Source organism: Dyadobacter sp. CY345 (assembly GCF_021502725.1).
In the GTDB taxonomy this organism is placed as follows: Bacteria; Bacteroidota; Bacteroidia; order Cytophagales; family Spirosomataceae; genus Dyadobacter.
Genome location: NZ_JAKFFS010000002.1, coordinates 414,806 through 430,082 on the forward strand (window position 1 = coordinate 414,806; position 15,277 = coordinate 430,082).

The 15,277-nt window shown below is 40.1% G+C and carries 15 protein-coding genes; all 15 read right to left on the minus strand.

The window, feature by feature from the left end:
* Window positions 1-8: 8 nt before the first annotated feature.
* Window positions 9-1,115, minus strand: coding sequence for an N-acetylglucosamine-6-phosphate deacetylase (gene nagA / locus L0657_RS11415; RefSeq protein ID WP_235150928.1), 1,107 nt, complete (start codon window positions 1,113-1,115; stop codon window positions 9-11).
* Window positions 1,116-1,161: 46 nt separating this feature from the next.
* Window positions 1,162-1,725 carry a pentapeptide repeat-containing protein gene (locus tag L0657_RS11420; protein ID WP_235150929.1) on the minus strand — a complete coding sequence of 188 codons (564 nt, stop codon included), beginning with the start codon at window positions 1,723-1,725 and terminating at the stop codon, window positions 1,162-1,164.
* Between the two features lie 21 nt (window positions 1,726-1,746).
* Window positions 1,747-2,043: a thioredoxin gene (gene trxA / locus L0657_RS11425; protein WP_235150930.1), complete on the minus strand. Its 297-nt coding sequence runs from the start codon at window positions 2,041-2,043 to the stop codon at window positions 1,747-1,749.
* Window positions 2,044-2,143: 100 nt separating this feature from the next.
* Complete coding sequence (locus L0657_RS11430) at window positions 2,144-3,193, minus strand: acyltransferase (RefSeq protein WP_235150931.1); 1,050 nt, start codon at window positions 3,191-3,193, stop codon at window positions 2,144-2,146.
* Window positions 3,194-3,264: 71 nt separating this feature from the next.
* A complete protein-coding gene (locus tag L0657_RS11435) occupies window positions 3,265-4,509 on the minus strand; it encodes a hypothetical protein (protein ID WP_235150932.1) in 1,245 nt (414 codons plus the stop codon).
* An 83-nt stretch (window positions 4,510-4,592) separates the two neighbouring features.
* The gene (locus L0657_RS11440; RefSeq protein ID WP_235150933.1) at window positions 4,593-5,477 is read right to left on the minus strand and encodes a glycosyltransferase family 2 protein; all 885 of its coding nucleotides are present in this window, start codon (window positions 5,475-5,477) and stop codon (window positions 4,593-4,595) included.
* Window positions 5,478-5,503: 26 nt separating this feature from the next.
* Window positions 5,504-6,454, minus strand: coding sequence for a hypothetical protein (locus L0657_RS11445; protein ID WP_235150934.1), 951 nt, complete (start codon window positions 6,452-6,454; stop codon window positions 5,504-5,506).
* A gap of 17 nt (window positions 6,455-6,471) precedes the next feature.
* Complete coding sequence (locus L0657_RS11450; RefSeq protein WP_235150935.1) at window positions 6,472-7,227, minus strand: DUF5672 family protein; 756 nt, start codon at window positions 7,225-7,227, stop codon at window positions 6,472-6,474.
* Window positions 7,227-8,210, minus strand: a complete 984-nt coding sequence (locus L0657_RS11455) for a glycosyl transferase (RefSeq protein ID WP_235150936.1) — start codon at window positions 8,208-8,210, stop codon at window positions 7,227-7,229. The genes L0657_RS11450 and L0657_RS11455 overlap by 1 nt, the downstream gene beginning before the upstream one ends.
* Window positions 8,207-9,427 carry a glycosyltransferase family 4 protein gene (locus L0657_RS11460; protein WP_235150937.1) on the minus strand — a complete coding sequence of 407 codons (1,221 nt, stop codon included), beginning with the start codon at window positions 9,425-9,427 and terminating at the stop codon, window positions 8,207-8,209. The genes L0657_RS11455 and L0657_RS11460 overlap by 4 nt, the downstream gene beginning before the upstream one ends.
* 52 nt (window positions 9,428-9,479) lie before the next feature.
* Window positions 9,480-10,139: an acetyltransferase gene (locus L0657_RS11465; protein WP_235150938.1), complete on the minus strand. Its 660-nt coding sequence runs from the start codon at window positions 10,137-10,139 to the stop codon at window positions 9,480-9,482.
* 3 nt (window positions 10,140-10,142) lie between these two features.
* Window positions 10,143-10,841, minus strand: a complete 699-nt coding sequence (locus L0657_RS11470; protein WP_235150939.1) for a WbqC family protein — start codon at window positions 10,839-10,841, stop codon at window positions 10,143-10,145.
* A gap of 49 nt (window positions 10,842-10,890) precedes the next feature.
* Entirely contained in the window at window positions 10,891-12,939 is a 2,049-nt protein-coding gene (locus L0657_RS11475) for a glycosyltransferase family 39 protein (protein ID WP_235150940.1), read from the minus strand.
* 4 nt (window positions 12,940-12,943) lie between these two features.
* On the minus strand, window positions 12,944-14,026 hold the full coding sequence (locus L0657_RS11480; RefSeq protein WP_235150941.1) for a DegT/DnrJ/EryC1/StrS aminotransferase family protein: 1,083 nt from the start codon (window positions 14,024-14,026) through the stop codon (window positions 12,944-12,946).
* Complete coding sequence (locus L0657_RS11485; RefSeq protein WP_235150942.1) at window positions 14,019-15,269, minus strand: ABC transporter ATP-binding protein; 1,251 nt, start codon at window positions 15,267-15,269, stop codon at window positions 14,019-14,021. Before L0657_RS11485 ends, L0657_RS11480 begins: the two co-directional genes overlap by 8 nt.
* Between the last annotated feature and the right edge of the window lie 8 nt (window positions 15,270-15,277).

The following is a 15,277-nucleotide window of genomic DNA, read 5'->3' on the forward strand; positions in this document are numbered from 1 at the left end:
ATAAAAACCTACCTGAAAACCTCAAAATTCATCAAATCATCATCAAAAACGGTAAAAATAGCCGGGTACCCGACCGCAATGCTGCCAACCTTATCCGATAAACCAACCGCCAGTGAAGGACGAATAGTTGCCATTTCAATCGCTTCCTGAACCGGAATACCCACTTCTTTCACCGCATTTCTAACAGCGTCACCCAAAGAAATTGTCGCACCAGCCAAATTTCCCTCTGAATTCACATACTGAGCGTTTTGTAAAAAAGCATCAAACTCTCCCCACTTAAACTCTGTCACTTTTTCTCCAACAAACAAAGCATCGGAAATCAGGAAAAGTTTATCTTTTTTAGCCTGATAGGCAATTCGCGCAGCGGCATAGTCACAATGGACACCATCGACAATAATTGGCGCGTAAACGGAATCCGTATCAAAAGTTGCCCCAACCAGCCCAGGCTGACGATGCCCGAATGGCGACATGGCATTATACAAATGCGTGACCAACTTAATTCCTTGTCCGAATGCGTCCGTAGCTTCCTGATAAGTGGCATTGGAATGTCCGGCTGAAACCGTAATTCCAGATGCTAAGAGCCTGTCGATCTGTTCAGGCGTAAACATTTCAGGGGCAATTGTAATTAATTTTATCACATCCCGACCATGGCTAATGATCGCTTCCAGTTCTGTATCCGTCGGTTTTCTAACATACTCGGCAAGGTGCGCGCCCCGTTTTACTGGATTCAAAAAAGGACCTTCCAGATGCATCCCCAAAACTCCGGAATCTGGATTTTTGCGTTGATAAGTTCTCATCGCAGTAATTCCTTTTAAAATATTTTCCAGTGAGGAAGTTATCAACGTCGGAAAAACATAGGCCGTGCCCTGTAAAAGACTTGACTGATAAATGTCGTCAATCGTCTCTTCGTCAGCCTTTTCCGTAAAATGGAATTGCTCACCGCCGTTGATGTGTATGTCGAAAAGACCGGCGCTGATATTTTGAAAATGCTTTAAGCCAGGATTGTTAGCAGAAGCTTCAATACCAGCAATGACTCCGTTTTCGATGGTAATTATCTGATTGTGCAGTACCTCCTGGCCGGTATACACCTTCTCTGCAAATATCTGATTGGACATAAGTTTAAATAATTGAAACGACGGTTTAGGAATTATAATTTAGTTGTTACTTGATGACAATGTCAAATTTAGTCAAAAGACCAGCCAAATCGGTAGACAAGAACTTTGCTTTTTTAACGTTATTACTCGCAGGATCAATAGAAAAATTTTGACTCGTCGTGAAGTCAACTCCACTCAGGTTGGTAGATAAAAAAACTGCTCCGAACAAATCACAATTTGTAAACTTCGACTTTGACAAATCGGCCTGCGTAAAATCGGCTCCGTTGATTTTGCAATCGATGAAGGCACTTTTGTTCAGCTTTTTATTGTCAAAATTCGTATAGTCTAACATACATTTCTCGAAGCGGACAGAGAAACCGAAGTCTTTGGTATCGGAAAAATTTACACCGATCATCTTGCAATCGACGAATTCGACGTCGTACATTTTGCAATTCGTGATGACCGCGTTACTCAAATTACAGCCAATAAAAGAGCAGTCGGTGAAATCAGTTCCGGAAATATCAGTAAACGTGCAGTTGGTAAATTCAACCTGTTCAAAACTTTGCTGAGCCAGATACTGATTTGTGAAATCGATATTACTGATTGACTCGACGTTTCTTTTATTGTACATTAAACTAGGACTTATGAATTTCTACAAATATTTACTAATGACGCTTTTCAGCTGATTGGCCTGCACCACGCCCGACTGACGCCACATAACTTTCCCATGTTTGAAGACGATCAAAGTAGGGACGCCCTGAATTTTATATGCCTGTGCGGCAGATGGATTTTTATCCACGTCAATTTTCACAATTGTTGCTTTATCGCCCAAACCAGCTTTCAATTCTTCCAGGATAGGTTTCATCAGTTTACATGGACCGCACCATTCTGCCGAAAAATCAACTAAAACGGGCTTGTTGCTATTTATTAAATCTGAAAATGCTGACATCTGTTCTAATTATTTAGTACGACATAATAACCAATCCCGGGAAGGAATGGTTTAACAAACCTGATATGATTTCAGCGTTCAAAAATCGTACGAGGATCCGTTAGCCAAGCTTTGTTTTCAGAAACTTTCCGAAACGCTTTTCTATAAATTCGTAAGTAAAATGCGAATACAGGATTGTTAAAGAAATTGAAATAATCAGCGAACAGAAGATATGTGTTTCTGTTGGCGTCCATTTGAGCACACGAAAAAGGCAGATATTTACAAAAATCAATACGATGGCATGATTCAGATAGAGGGAATAAGAAATTCGCCCCAGATACTGAAATGGTTTACTTGAAAGAAGCTGCGTGATGATTCCGGTTGAAGATGCAAAAATGATAATTCCGGCAGAAAATAGGATTGGGAAGATCAATTTGATTAAATTCCATTCAAAGTGATGGGTCATATACATCGCTGCTATCAAAACAATCAGAAAAGGAATTTCGAAAATATTCAGATGCAGCTTCCGGTCGCGCAGAAAGGCGAAAGTGAAAATTCCCATGCAAAAACACAGCAGACCACGGATGAAACCGTAATCATAAACAAGCATATATTCGCCCTTGTAAATGATAAAAGCGACGCACAAGACGCTCAGGAAAACAAACGCCCAATATTTTTTTGCCGGGACGATCAGCAGTACCAGACCAAAAACGATATAGGAAATCATTTCAGAGGATATCGACCATGCCGGATAATTGATTCCCATCCAGTCACCGAAGACAGGCGTTGAGCCCATGAAAGTAAGTGTATCAAATCCTGCTTGCAAATAATACGACAATTCCAGGTCACTCACATTTTTCAGCGCACTTTGATCGCCAATCAGATTGGCGATGATGAACAACACTTCCGTGTAAAAAAGCAGGGGATAAAGCCTGATGAATCGTTTTTTAATAAAAGTGCTGAAATCCTCTCCTGTCTGGATTTTTTCGATGTAGTTCATTGCGATAACAAAGCCGCTGAGAACGAAGAAAAAATCTACGAAAAGACTGGAATTGATGACAAAAAAGTTATTATAGAAAATTGAATCCCGAAATGCGTTATGATGGTGGGCGATCACAAGAATGGAAAAAATCCCCCGTAATCCATCCAATTGTTCAACTCTTTGTCTCATGTGCAGATTTAATGAGCCTCAAATATGAAAATAATCTAAGGCTGCTTTCTCAATATAGTGCTGTATTTTAACTAGGGATTGGCCGTTACTAATTGCTCCTGTACTGGTTTTGCGTTGAACTTATCAAAGTATTTTATGCCCAGGAAGCGGATCATAACAGCATAAGGGAACCAATATGCGATGTCATATGGCCGTCCGCCGGAAATTAGTAACACGATAAGCGACAAGAAGAAATAGGCCAGAAATGTCGATAATGGGCTTGTGTTTCTTTTAATTTCCTGCAAAGCATAGATAAAAAGGCATAGATTAAAGCCGTTGAAAAACAAGAAACCAAGTATCCCGTGATTAACCCAGGCTTCAAGAATAGGAATATCGAGAAAGCCAAATTTATAGCCTCTGCCCAGAAACACGTCCCATGAATAAATGGTATCCAGAAAGTCTGCAAAACCACTGACCCGTCCCATAGCAGAGGCATCAATATCAGCTGTTTCAGTAAGTTTTACACCAAGTGATGTAAAAATTACGTCCATGATCCTGTCTTCAAAAACACTCCAGTAATTCATGAGACTAAAATAAACATTACTGTAAGCTTGCAGGAAATAGTTGATTCCGAATATGACGACGATAAGGACAATCAGGTTCTTGAAAGTAAAAATGCTGCCAATCGCCGAGAAGATTCTTGTTACTTTAAAATTATAGAAAACATACAATGCCACCATAATCCCAACACCCAGATAACTGGATTTAGCCAAAGAAATTACAATTACTCCAAGACTGAAAAGAACCGAAAAGTATAAAAATAATCTTCCGAGAACGCTTCTGTATCGCGGTATAAGTACAAGTGCAGAGAGTAAACAAATTACGCCGTTCCGGGCAGTAATGTGAGGATTTCCTCCCGCCTGTGCTCCTTCATTTGAAAAACTTACCGCTGCACGCATACCGACGGACCAGCTTGGATCCGTCATCAGCGAATAAACGAGTGTAATGTTTGAGAACAGCGAAAGAATAAAGAAAACGGGAACAACTGTTTCCTGGACATCGCTGGGAATACTGAGCAATAATATCAGGAACGCGAAAATAAAAACGTAATTACCAATATCTGTGACAGCAGTACCAACCGGATTGAAAAACGCAAAGTAATACATTGAAATCGCCAAAAAACCCACACCCAGGTAAAAAAGGATGGCGTTTGGCTTGTAAAATCTCAGAAAAAGGTTCGTTGGCGTCATCAAGAGAAGCGCCAAAACAAAGAAACCGGCTGTAAACGTACTACTTGCGGGACCAATTCCCAGGGTATCACGAAAAAAGAATATCAAAGGAAACCCGTTAAACATCATTGCGATGCCTACCGAATACCTTAAAAAATTAAAGTTTCTTATTAAAGTTGTTAGATTCAAATTCATCTTGATAATCTGAAACGTATGTATTTGAAATCAAATCGCAATAAAAAATAGGATACTTTTCGAATCCTGCACCAAAGATACCGTATTTTGTTAAGAGCAGGGAATGATATCGCAGAATTGTACAATTTTTGTATTCTAAGATGCTCCTCTGATCCAACGGAGGCAATGGTTGATGATTTAGCATCAGCATGAACTCTAAGCGCACCTCCAAGACCGTCAATCTTTACGATTTTTGTCGAATCATGAAGGGTATATCTCGTGATAAACTCATAGTCAAATGCAAACCGGAACGACTCATCAAAATTGCCGTACTTTTCAACCAGCGATTTTTTGAAAAATAAAGATTGATTGTGGATCTGCATACCTTCCAGAATTTGACAAGTCAGGCTGTAAGACGTTGTTTTTAATATCTCCGTCACTTCGTCATCGGTGGTGATCATGAACAGGTCGCCATACAAAATATCTGCTTGCTGTTCCAAAGTCGCTTTTCCAAAACGCTGAAAAGTGCCGGGGAAATATACATCGTCCGAATTTTGAAAACTGATCCATTCACCGGTAGCTCGTTCAAGTCCTTTATTTATGGCATGAACCTGACCCTTGTCTTTTTCAGATACCCAATAAGCCAGATATTTTTCATACTTTTTTATTACCTCAACACTTCTGTCAGTAGATCCTCCATCGACAATAATATATTCCAGATTCGGGTAGTTCTGGTTCAAAACGCTTAAAATGGTGCGTTCCAAAAAATCTGCCTGATTGTAGGAAGGTGTTATGATCGTCAGCTTGGGGAATGCCTTGCCGGTATTATCAGCTAAATTATTGATCGTCAATTTTGATGTAAAATCACGAAGCTCTGCTGTACTTTCCTGAAGAGGTTTCATACTTGATTAATTCCTGTTTATTGACCTTAAAACTGATCAACGAATTTTGTTATAGCTTTTAGCTTGCCGGCAATATTCTTGCGTAAAGCTCTCTGGCTGCTGATATTAGAAGGTTTGCCAAATGCTGGCTCACCGTTTATTTTTAAACTTTCGTATTTTTTTAGACTATGCTGGTATTGATTAAACAACTTTTTAAAGGCACTGTTTTGATTAATCAAACCAGTATGTTCTGACCAAACCGGATGGTAATTTCCGAGTCCGGCGAAGTCTATCGAAATCAGTTTCTCTTCGTCTACAAAAAAACTTCCGTTCTCTTCTTTCAGATTTTTATTCAAAACGCTGTGTAAACCGTAATGCCAGCCTGCATGCTGCACCTGAATCGTGTTTTTCACCCAAACCGGCGCGTAATTAAGCCAAAGTTGATCCATACACATCCCGTTACAAAGATCAAACTTTGCCCTGTCAATGGTACGATGCGACCACCAGTCTAATAATTTCGACGTTGCTTCGCCTGGTTTTATAACCCAGCTTCCGGAATGAAACATCCCAATATTAAGAATTCGCTTGTCATCCAGCATATTGGACTTACTAAGCGGTTTTGCTATATGCGGTGTTAATAGCAATTCAGCCGGGTTATTGGTAATTTCCTGTATGGAGTTGAAAAGCAAAGTTGTCGGTGCAAGAAATGTTAGCTGTTTGCAATCCTTCTGTTTTTTTAAAATACCTTTTGCAAACCAGGGCCGGGAAGCAGCAACGATCTCGAAGTCAAAATAATTTGAACACATTTGTCCCCATTCCGGCACATCAATATCTTCAATTGGGATCACTTTAATTCCATTCTGAACTTTTGGCAGCGGAAAGGTATCAGCCCAGCCAATGTAAAAAAGAGAATCGGGATGAAACTGCAACACAGAAGCTCCCAAAGCCAAAGCATTCGGTAATTGTAATCTGTTACAGACGGTAAAAACTATAGTCATGCTGTGTGTTCTCTTTCCTATTTATAAAATGGAAGACTATTCAGGTTATTCATATCAATTCCGCAAATCCCGGTTGGCCAGGCATCCCGGTTATCGGTGTATCCGGAAATATTTTTGGCATTTTGAGAAAACCGGCTTTGTACAATTGGCGTTGGTTTTCTTAATTGCGGCCAGAAACGATTTGCTTCTATTTCCCAAAACAAAGAGTCTTTGTTTTCAAATTTATCATTTTGACGATATTCATGCGCCTCCTTTTTCCTGGCAGACAGCGTTTTTATCATCCGCTGCACGTTGCATAACTTCAATCCGTCACTTTCAAAACTTTTGCCTAATTCCTGTTTCTCGTTTTCATTCAAACCCCAGATTCTAGAAAAGTCATTTCCAATGCTGTTTTTCGAGCCGGTATTTTCTATTGGATTGGCGTGCAGATAATCATATCCCTGCTTGCACCAGTAGTGTATTTCATCTTTTACGATCCAGCTGTTCAGCTCATGAATCAGAACAAAATCGCTCCAAGTAAACCGCGTGTAAAAATCTTCCATTAATAACAGGTTTGATAAAGCCTGTCTTGATCCAAAATATTTTGACTTAAATGTCAGTACTTCTACCCGTTTGTCCTCAGACTCAAAAGCCGACAAATCGGCTCCTTCGTATGTGAACAGAATGATCGGATATTTTGACAACGCTTCGAGACTGTGCCTTAGAACCGTTTCTTCGTGGACAGTCAAATCTGCATTTAATATGGGAATCAGTATAGATACCAGCTCTTTCATTATAGGGTATCAATCTGATCGATTAGGTATTTAACAGGCATGTTCAGGTATTTTCTGACACGAACATATCTCTTCACTTTCGCAGGTTTTATATAGGAGCAGGGGAATTTTCGATAATATGCATTGCCATTATTGATCAGGCTGTTGCGATAAATATCGAAAAGTTCAGTCGCATCCTTTCGCTCAGCAAGCTGAAATCTGTCCTGGTATTTGGATAAAACTTCCGGCTTTTCCGGATCATATCCGCTGTAATGAAAAAATATCAGCGGGTTGTCTTCATTTACATAAAAAGCATTTTCTTTTTTTGAAAAAACGCGTTCATGCAAGTTCCAATAGGCGGCATTGTAACCAGGATTTCGTTCGATATGTGTATTCGGGACAAAAACCGGTAAAAAATTCATCCAGTTCTGATCCACAAAAAGCCCGTTACACAAATCAATTAAACACTCGTAGCGCAACTTTTCTTCCCACCATTTGATAAATTCGGTATTGGGCTCGCTTCTTCTGAAAGCTACAAAACCAAGATTATAAATTCCGGTGTTTAAATGATGTAACTCATTCGGGGTAAGTCTGTCTTCAATTGGCGTATTCACATGCGGCGTTAAAACCGCCTCATGTTTTTTCAATGAATCGAGCAGCCCTGTCAAAGGCTGATATATAATAATATCCGGGTCAAAATAAATGACATTTTTTGCCTCCGGATAATTTTTGAAAAAATAGGTAAAGTAAAATGGTTTTACGGCGGTATTAAGCTCTGTGATATTGTAGCGGCTGCACATATCCTCAAAACCTTCAATTCCGATCTTATCAATTTCGATCATCGGATACTTAGGTGTATAGGATTGTTCGAAACTGACACCTTCCTGATTATCCACCAGACCGATGACGAAAAGAATTTCGGGATTTGTAACAGCCAGCGAATCACCGAGTGTGCGCGCCTGAGCCAGGTAATTTATAGAACAAATGGTAAAGGCAATGGTCATTGATTGTGTTTTTCGGAAACCTGCAAAGGTAGATACTTTTGAATTATCGCTTCAATTTTTGCAACGCTGTTCACAGTATTGTGACGTTCCAAAACTTTGGTACGACCTTTTTGCCCCATGGTTTCCCGAAGGGATGGATCCAGGATAAGTTGAATCAACGCTTCTGAAGCCGCGGAAATATCCAGATAAGGAACCACAAATCCAGCGTCAGATTCAATCAGTTCAGGTGCTCCACCGGCTCCGTCAAAACATACAACAGGCGTTTCGTTCAATGCTGCTTCAAGCACAACCAGCGGATATGGATCTTCCCGTGAGCTCAATAACAAAACATCAAAACGACTGATATAATCGAGTGCTTGCGGTGTAGGAGGAATCAGAATAATTCTGTTTTCCAACCCCATCAAATGAATATCGCTTTTGATCAGTTCGAAAATTTCATGCTGCGGACCAGCACCAACCCAGACAAAATACACATCCAGCGGATTGGTTTTTTGAAGAACTCTTCTCGCGATCCAGTTGAAAATATCATTTCCCTTCCGCCATTCCGCATTGCCGCAACCTCCGATTACAACGGCATCTTTCGGAATGCCGTATGTTTTTTCAAGAAGTTCAGGCTGTGCGGCTTTTAATTTATTGTCAATATGATCATGGTCGATCAGTGTAAAAATACTTACATGATCTACCGGAAAATTATAATCGTTAATGTAATGGCTTGCAACTGCATTAGAAACTGCGATCAGGTGACTCGTCTTTTTTAGCAATAAAGAAAGATGTTCCTGATAGGTATATATTTTTACAGACATGCCCAGTTCATGAACGAAAAGGACAACAGGTAAATCATGTAAGAATTTAAGAAAGTCGTAGTAAACTTCGGCATTTGCCACTGAGTTCACGAAGACTAATCCAATATTCTGACTTTTTAATTCGGCTATGGCGCGTTCGTTCTCCTTTTCGATTGCATGTTTTTCATACAATTTGTGCAATCTTACTTTTTGTAAAAATTTGCCTGAAAAGTTTGAAACGGTATTTTTGGTGCTGTATAACCTTGTAATTGTCACTACCTCAGCAAATTCCTGCTCCAATACGCCGCCGTTACAAAGCAACAGGTGCATAGGAACGCCTTTTTCTTTCAGCAACCGAAGTAGCTGAAGCAAAAGAAGCTGACTTCCTGCCCGGTTTGCGTCGTGACTTATAAATAGTATTTTTTGCGGAGTCATTAAGGTAAGTTCGTTGATATCGAATTGAGATCTTAAATTAATTAAGACGCTCTTAATAAGCTTCGTAACTTAATTTGCCAGGAACTTTTTTAGCAGGGTTGCCTACATAAATTCCCCACTCTTCTGTATCCTTCGTAATGGCAGAAGCCATGCCAACCAATGTTCCCTGTGCAATCGTCATATAGTCACGGATTGTACTATTTACACCAAAAAACGAATAGGATTCAATAACACAGTGCCCGGACATCACGACATGGGACGTGAAAAACACATGATCTTTAATCTTCCCGTGATGACCTATATGGTTTCCGCTCCACATTACAACGTTGTTTCCAACGGTTGTAAAGGGTTGGATCGTATTGTCTTCCAGAATGAAACAATTTTCTCCGATAACTTTTCTGTCAAGAATTGTCGCGTACGAACTGATATAAGATATGAACTGGTAACCTTTTGCCTTCACCTGATTGTAGATCGCTTCCCGGTTTCTGTTCATATTCCTGCCCGTCATGGGAGCGAAAAAGGAATATTCCGATGGAGGAAATACCGTTTCAACATCTTCAAAAGCTACCAAAGGAAGCCCGCGAAATGATTGTTCAGTAATGTATTCCCGATTCACCGAAAAAGCTACTACTTCATGTTCTGAATCGTTTTCAAGATAATAATGGGCCAATTCTGCCGTATCCAAAACTCCAAAAATAATAACCTTTGCCATTCTCTATATAAGTTCGAATTCTTTAAGAAGTTTAGCGATGTTTTCTTCATCGTTAAACATTAGTATGTCAATAATTGATAGCCAAGGTACGAAAGCATTTTTAAATTGAGGATAAGGGCTGGCAACACTTTTGATGAAATCGAGCCTGATATGCTCCTTTTCAAATTTATTTTTTTCGTATAACTCCATGCCACCAATCGGATTGATGTAGTGGGAAGCGTTCTCCTGCCTGCAAATGTCCAAAATCCGTTCCTGAGCTTTTAAATCTGAATTATTGTAAACTCTCGAAGAGGTAACAATTTCAGTATGGATATTCATGTGCGCACAAACCTTTTTTAGAGCATACAGGGTAAGCTCAGCGATGTTTTCACACTGGAAATTTACGATTTCTTCAACTAGTAGAAAAACCTTTTGGTAAGTGGGTGCTTTCTGGTAGGATTGCTGAATGGTTTTCAAGAACTTCTTTTTCCATGGCTCATCGATACCAAGCTCTACTTCATGGATAAGTTTATTCTGGCTAGCGTCTTTCAAAGGTATGGTAAAAAGATGCGGTTTGCCGGAAACGAGAATCTGGTTTCTATTGATCCACCCTTTATTGATAAAATTTACATCGTCATAAATTACAAACTTATCCACAGCATTGATCAGCTGAAAATACCCGATATACGGGAAAATATAAGGTTGCATTATGGCAATAGTCATATAATATTGGTTAGTGTGACGAATTTAATTGATTGATTATCACTGTTTATTATTTCAACCTTCTGAGGTAATAATCCTCACCTTTTACGATCAGATGTTTCATGGTCGTATCTGTCCCTAATCTTAGATCCGTTGGCAATGCTTTGATTTTCGTCGTATCGTTTATTACGCTTCTTGCATAAAACAAATAATCAGCTTCCTCCGGAATCGGTTGTAAACCCTTTTCAAACGGATTAATTGATATCAGTTTTCTGGTCAGTTTTGCTCCGTATAAAGGATATTCGAAATCATCGTTGATCGTAGCAAGGGCGACTGTCGCGTCTTGCGGAACAATCGAATCGTACGCCAAATAAGGTTTGGTAATATCCGGTCTCGCGAAAGTCTGGAACTGGATACGATCCATTTTCAGTGCAGACTCATGTCCATAAACACCAAACGGCAGGCAACGAACATTCAGGAATACAGACATCAAAGCGGAAGTGCATCCCAGCAAAACAATCATTAACACATAACCCTTCCAAATTTTTCTACGCGGCTTAATGATCGATAGGCGATGATTTGAGAAAAGCAGCAGTAAAAATAGAACACCGAACAAACCAGGTTCTATGAAATATCTTCCTTTGAAAGGATCGTAAACAGCCGTGTAAGAAATGGCCATATAATCCAGTACAAAGGCCAGAGCCAGAAACCAGTGAACCCTGGACCAGAATACTCTGAAAAAAACAAGGAATATTAAAGGTAATATCAGCGCAAAACCAAAGACACCCCAGTAAGGATTGGCATTGTAAAAGTCGAATCTTCTCTGGAAGGTGAAAGGAACGATGGCATATACAGTCTCCTCGTCAAGCCGTAAATTCAGTTTATCTTCTAAAAAGATAATCGGTTTGCGAATCTGCGTATTCAAATCGTAACCCCACTGCGCATTACGTATCCCATCCAGGTTGAAAAAGTCATAAGCATAGCGGATCACATTTCGGGTTCCTTGTTTGGCAAGATTTGCGGGCGTTCCGAATCTTTCAACAGATTGATGTTTTAAAGCAGTAGGAGGGCCAATTGGATGGCCAAAAACCTGTATGTTTTTTATATAACCTGTCGGTAAAGTGTAAATCAAAACAGACAGAAATATTGCAATGGCAAGTCGGATTACACGATCAAAAAACACTTTAAAATTCGGCGAGATGAAGATGGCGTAAATCATGATCACAAAAACCGACGGGAGCAAAAATGCAAAAGTTATTTTATGACCAAAAACAATTCCGAAGACCATACCTATCAAATAGAGATACCGGTTTTCGCGTGTGTTGTAAAAGGTGAAAATAAAATAAAGCAGACAACTAAGATAGGCAGTAAGTACGATATCGGTTTCGGTCGTGACAGCCTGCATCAAAAAGTCCAGAAACATTCCGTAAGCCAATGCACAGAAAAAACTTGCCGAAAGATTTCTGCCGATACGTTGCGCGATCCCGAAAACAGAGATTAGCGTAATCCAATATGAAAGATGATGGATAATTTTGAAAGCATTCTCAACTTTTCCGGTAACCAGGTAAGAATAAATCTGGATGGTGGTAACACTTTTGGGATACGTATCCATGTTCCAGTTTGTGCCGCCAAAATGCTCCATTGTTCCCCGCTGGATGTAACGAACGGCGCGGTTGAGGTGCCCGGTCATACTATCCCATTCGTTTGGAACAGTGAAAATAACAAGAATCAGATTGGTAATGCCAACGATGGCTAATGTGCCAAACATCGCCAGGAAAATAAATTTGAGATAAGGAGATAACTCCCGCATCCATAATTTAAATGTTCCGATCCGGTTACCTATTATCTGGCGAACTGAAAATGCCTGCTGCTGTGGAAAGAGTCTTGTCCAGAGGGTGAAATGCAGCGCAATTACGATGAAGGTGCCAACGATCCAGGCGGGTGTGTTAGCGGTGAGGTCCAATGCTGAAAGCACAAACCCTGTTGGGATTATGCTTCCAGTGAAAAGAACAAATGATGTGATGAGCCATTCGGTAAGTGATGGTTGTGTTATTTTTTTTGCAGTATAACCAACACTATATAAAAACAGAAAAAAAGAAAGTAAATAGAGAATAGCCATGAGACTATGGTGATAAATGACCGTTGATGATTTTACTGATTCGCTCTACATCCGGAAGAGGCAGGCCAACATAAAGTGGCAAACTTAACACTCTTTCGGACATATCCTCCGAGACCGGGCAGGATATGTGTTTCGGCATGAAAGCCAATGTGTTGAGCGATGGATAAAAATATCTTCGAGGTATTATGTCTTCTGCTGCAAGCGCCTGCTGAACATTTCTCAATACTTTTTCAGACGGGAAAACAACAGGATAATAGGCATAATTGTATTCTATATCAGGGCTGATCTTCGGTTTTGAAAGTATATCCCAATTCAGGAAACTGTCATAACCGTCAAAAATTTCTTTCCGTGCCGCAATGATATCCGGGACGTTTGGCAAGTTACAAAGTCCCATCGCAGCATGGAATTCCGAGTTTTTACCATTTATTCCGGCAAAATAATATTCTTCATCACCTTTGTGGCCGAAGGCGCGCAAAAGATGAAGTTCTTTATCAAGTTCGGGATGATTGGATATCAACGCTCCTCCTTCAATGGTATGGAATACCTTGGTTGCGTGGAAACTGCACGTACTTAAATCACCATAAGAAAACAATGATCTTCCTTTGAACGTGACACCAAAAGCATGCGCACCGTCGTAAATCACTTTAAGATTATGCTTTTTAGCAACTTCTTCAATTTTTTCTACGTCGCATGGATTTCCATAAACGTGCGTAGCAAGAATTGCAGTTGTTTCCGGCGTGATCGCAGCTTCAATCAGATTTGCATTGATATTGAAAGTTTCAGGATCAATATCTACAAAAACGGGTGTGCAGTTTTCCCAGATAATTACATTGGTGGTTGCACAATACGAAAATGGAGTTGTGATCACATCGCCTTTAATCTCCAGAGCCTTCATGGCAATCTGAAGAACGATTGTTCCGTTACCACAAAAATAAAGATAATCTACGTTGAGATATTCCTTCAATTTGGCTTCCAGCTCCTGCACCAAAGGACCATTATTGGTCAGGTACCCACGATCCCAAATCTCACGAACGTATTTGATATATTGTTCCTGGTCGGGTAAATATGCTTTCGTGACGTTAATCATTCACCAGGTGTTCAGTTTGTCTAATAGAAAAATTAAGTTTAGGGCGGATATAACCAGGCCATTTTCCATACCAGGTCACGTTTTCACGATAGTCCTCGATATCAAAAATAAGTGCCTCTTCCATGTTGTAAACCACCGTACTGGTATCTTTTACAATCATCATGGAAACAACATAAGATCCATCATTCAGGAAATGTCCCGGAATTTCACAAACCCCTGTGACAAGTCCCTTCCCAAATTGCTGGGATTCTGTTCCCACGTTGAAGATACATTCACCCGTGAAGGTGTAAAGGTGCATACTTAAATTCAGATTAGCACCTTCTTCCATATTCCAGAATTCAAATTGGAAGTTCATCGGCGTTCTCACGTCAATGTGCATCAGGTTGTCCTGATATTCTGCAAGCAGTCTGAAACTCTTGATTCGAACCTGATCATTACCGGGAGCCTGATTTACATCGTCCCAATGACGCTCCATTCTCTTGTGAGAAACTTTGCTCAGATAATTGGTAACAATATGAGTGGTTTCACCCTGATCAATCAATTGTCCTTTTTCAAAATAGAAGGATTTATTACAAAGCGCCTGGATTGCTGTCAGGTTGTGGCTTACAAACAGAAGGGTTCTTCCACTTTCTGAAACATCCCGCATCTTTCCAAGACATTTCTTCTGGAATTCAGTATCACCAACGGCCAGTACCTCATCCACAATTAATATCTCCGGATTTAAATGCGCAGCAATAGCAAAGCCAAGACGCACATACATACCGGAAGAATAACGTTTAACAGGCGTATCAAGAAATTTTTCAACGCCTGCAAAATCAACAATTGCGTCGAAGGATTCCTTAATTTCTCTTTTCGCCATTCCAAGAATAGCGCCGTTAAGATAAATATTTTCTCTTCCTGTCAGCTCCGGATGAAAACCTGTACCAACTTCAAGTAAACTTGCAACGCGGCCATCAATTGTGATTTGTCCGGTGCTTGGTTCTGTGATACGGCTTAAAATTTTCAACAGTGTGGATTTACCAGCACCATTATGTCCAACGATCCCGATGCGGTCGCCTTGGTCAATTGTGAAATTTACATCTTTAAGCGCCCAGAATTCTTCTTTTTCGGTATAGTCAGAATGGGAAGTTTTGCGGGAAAACAAATCGCTGACAACGTCGCGAAAAGTTGTAGGACCACCAGCCTTATGCTTGTGGTCAATAATATATTTCTTGCTGATATTTTCAGCTGTGATTACAGACATGGCCAAAA

Excerpts from the sequence above, each read along its gene's own strand:
- nagA (WP_235150928.1), bottom strand. The coding sequence starts at position 1,115 with ATGTCCAATCAGATATTTGCAGAGAAGGTGTATACCGGCCAGGAGGTA.
- L0657_RS11420 (WP_235150929.1), bottom strand. The coding sequence starts at position 1,725 with ATGTACAATAAAAGAAACGTCGAGTCAATCAGTAATATCGATTTCACA.
- trxA (WP_235150930.1), bottom strand. The coding sequence starts at position 2,043 with ATGTCAGCATTTTCAGATTTAATAAATAGCAACAAGCCCGTTTTAGTT.
- L0657_RS11430 (WP_235150931.1), bottom strand. The coding sequence starts at position 3,193 with ATGAGACAAAGAGTTGAACAATTGGATGGATTACGGGGGATTTTTTCC.
- L0657_RS11440 (WP_235150933.1), bottom strand. The coding sequence starts at position 5,477 with ATGAAACCTCTTCAGGAAAGTACAGCAGAGCTTCGTGATTTTACATCA.
- L0657_RS11445 (WP_235150934.1), bottom strand. The coding sequence starts at position 6,454 with ATGACTATAGTTTTTACCGTCTGTAACAGATTACAATTACCGAATGCT.
- L0657_RS11450 (WP_235150935.1), bottom strand. The coding sequence starts at position 7,227 with ATGAAAGAGCTGGTATCTATACTGATTCCCATATTAAATGCAGATTTG.
- L0657_RS11455 (WP_235150936.1), bottom strand. The coding sequence starts at position 8,210 with ATGACCATTGCCTTTACCATTTGTTCTATAAATTACCTGGCTCAGGCG.
- L0657_RS11460 (WP_235150937.1), bottom strand. The coding sequence starts at position 9,427 with ATGACTCCGCAAAAAATACTATTTATAAGTCACGACGCAAACCGGGCA.
- L0657_RS11465 (WP_235150938.1), bottom strand. The coding sequence starts at position 10,139 with ATGGCAAAGGTTATTATTTTTGGAGTTTTGGATACGGCAGAATTGGCC.
- L0657_RS11470 (WP_235150939.1), bottom strand. The coding sequence starts at position 10,841 with ATGACTATTGCCATAATGCAACCTTATATTTTCCCGTATATCGGGTAT.
- L0657_RS11475 (WP_235150940.1), bottom strand. The coding sequence starts at position 12,939 with ATGGCTATTCTCTATTTACTTTCTTTTTTTCTGTTTTTATATAGTGTT.
- L0657_RS11480 (WP_235150941.1), bottom strand. The coding sequence starts at position 14,026 with ATGATTAACGTCACGAAAGCATATTTACCCGACCAGGAACAATATATC.
- L0657_RS11485 (WP_235150942.1), bottom strand. The coding sequence starts at position 15,269 with ATGTCTGTAATCACAGCTGAAAATATCAGCAAGAAATATATTATTGAC.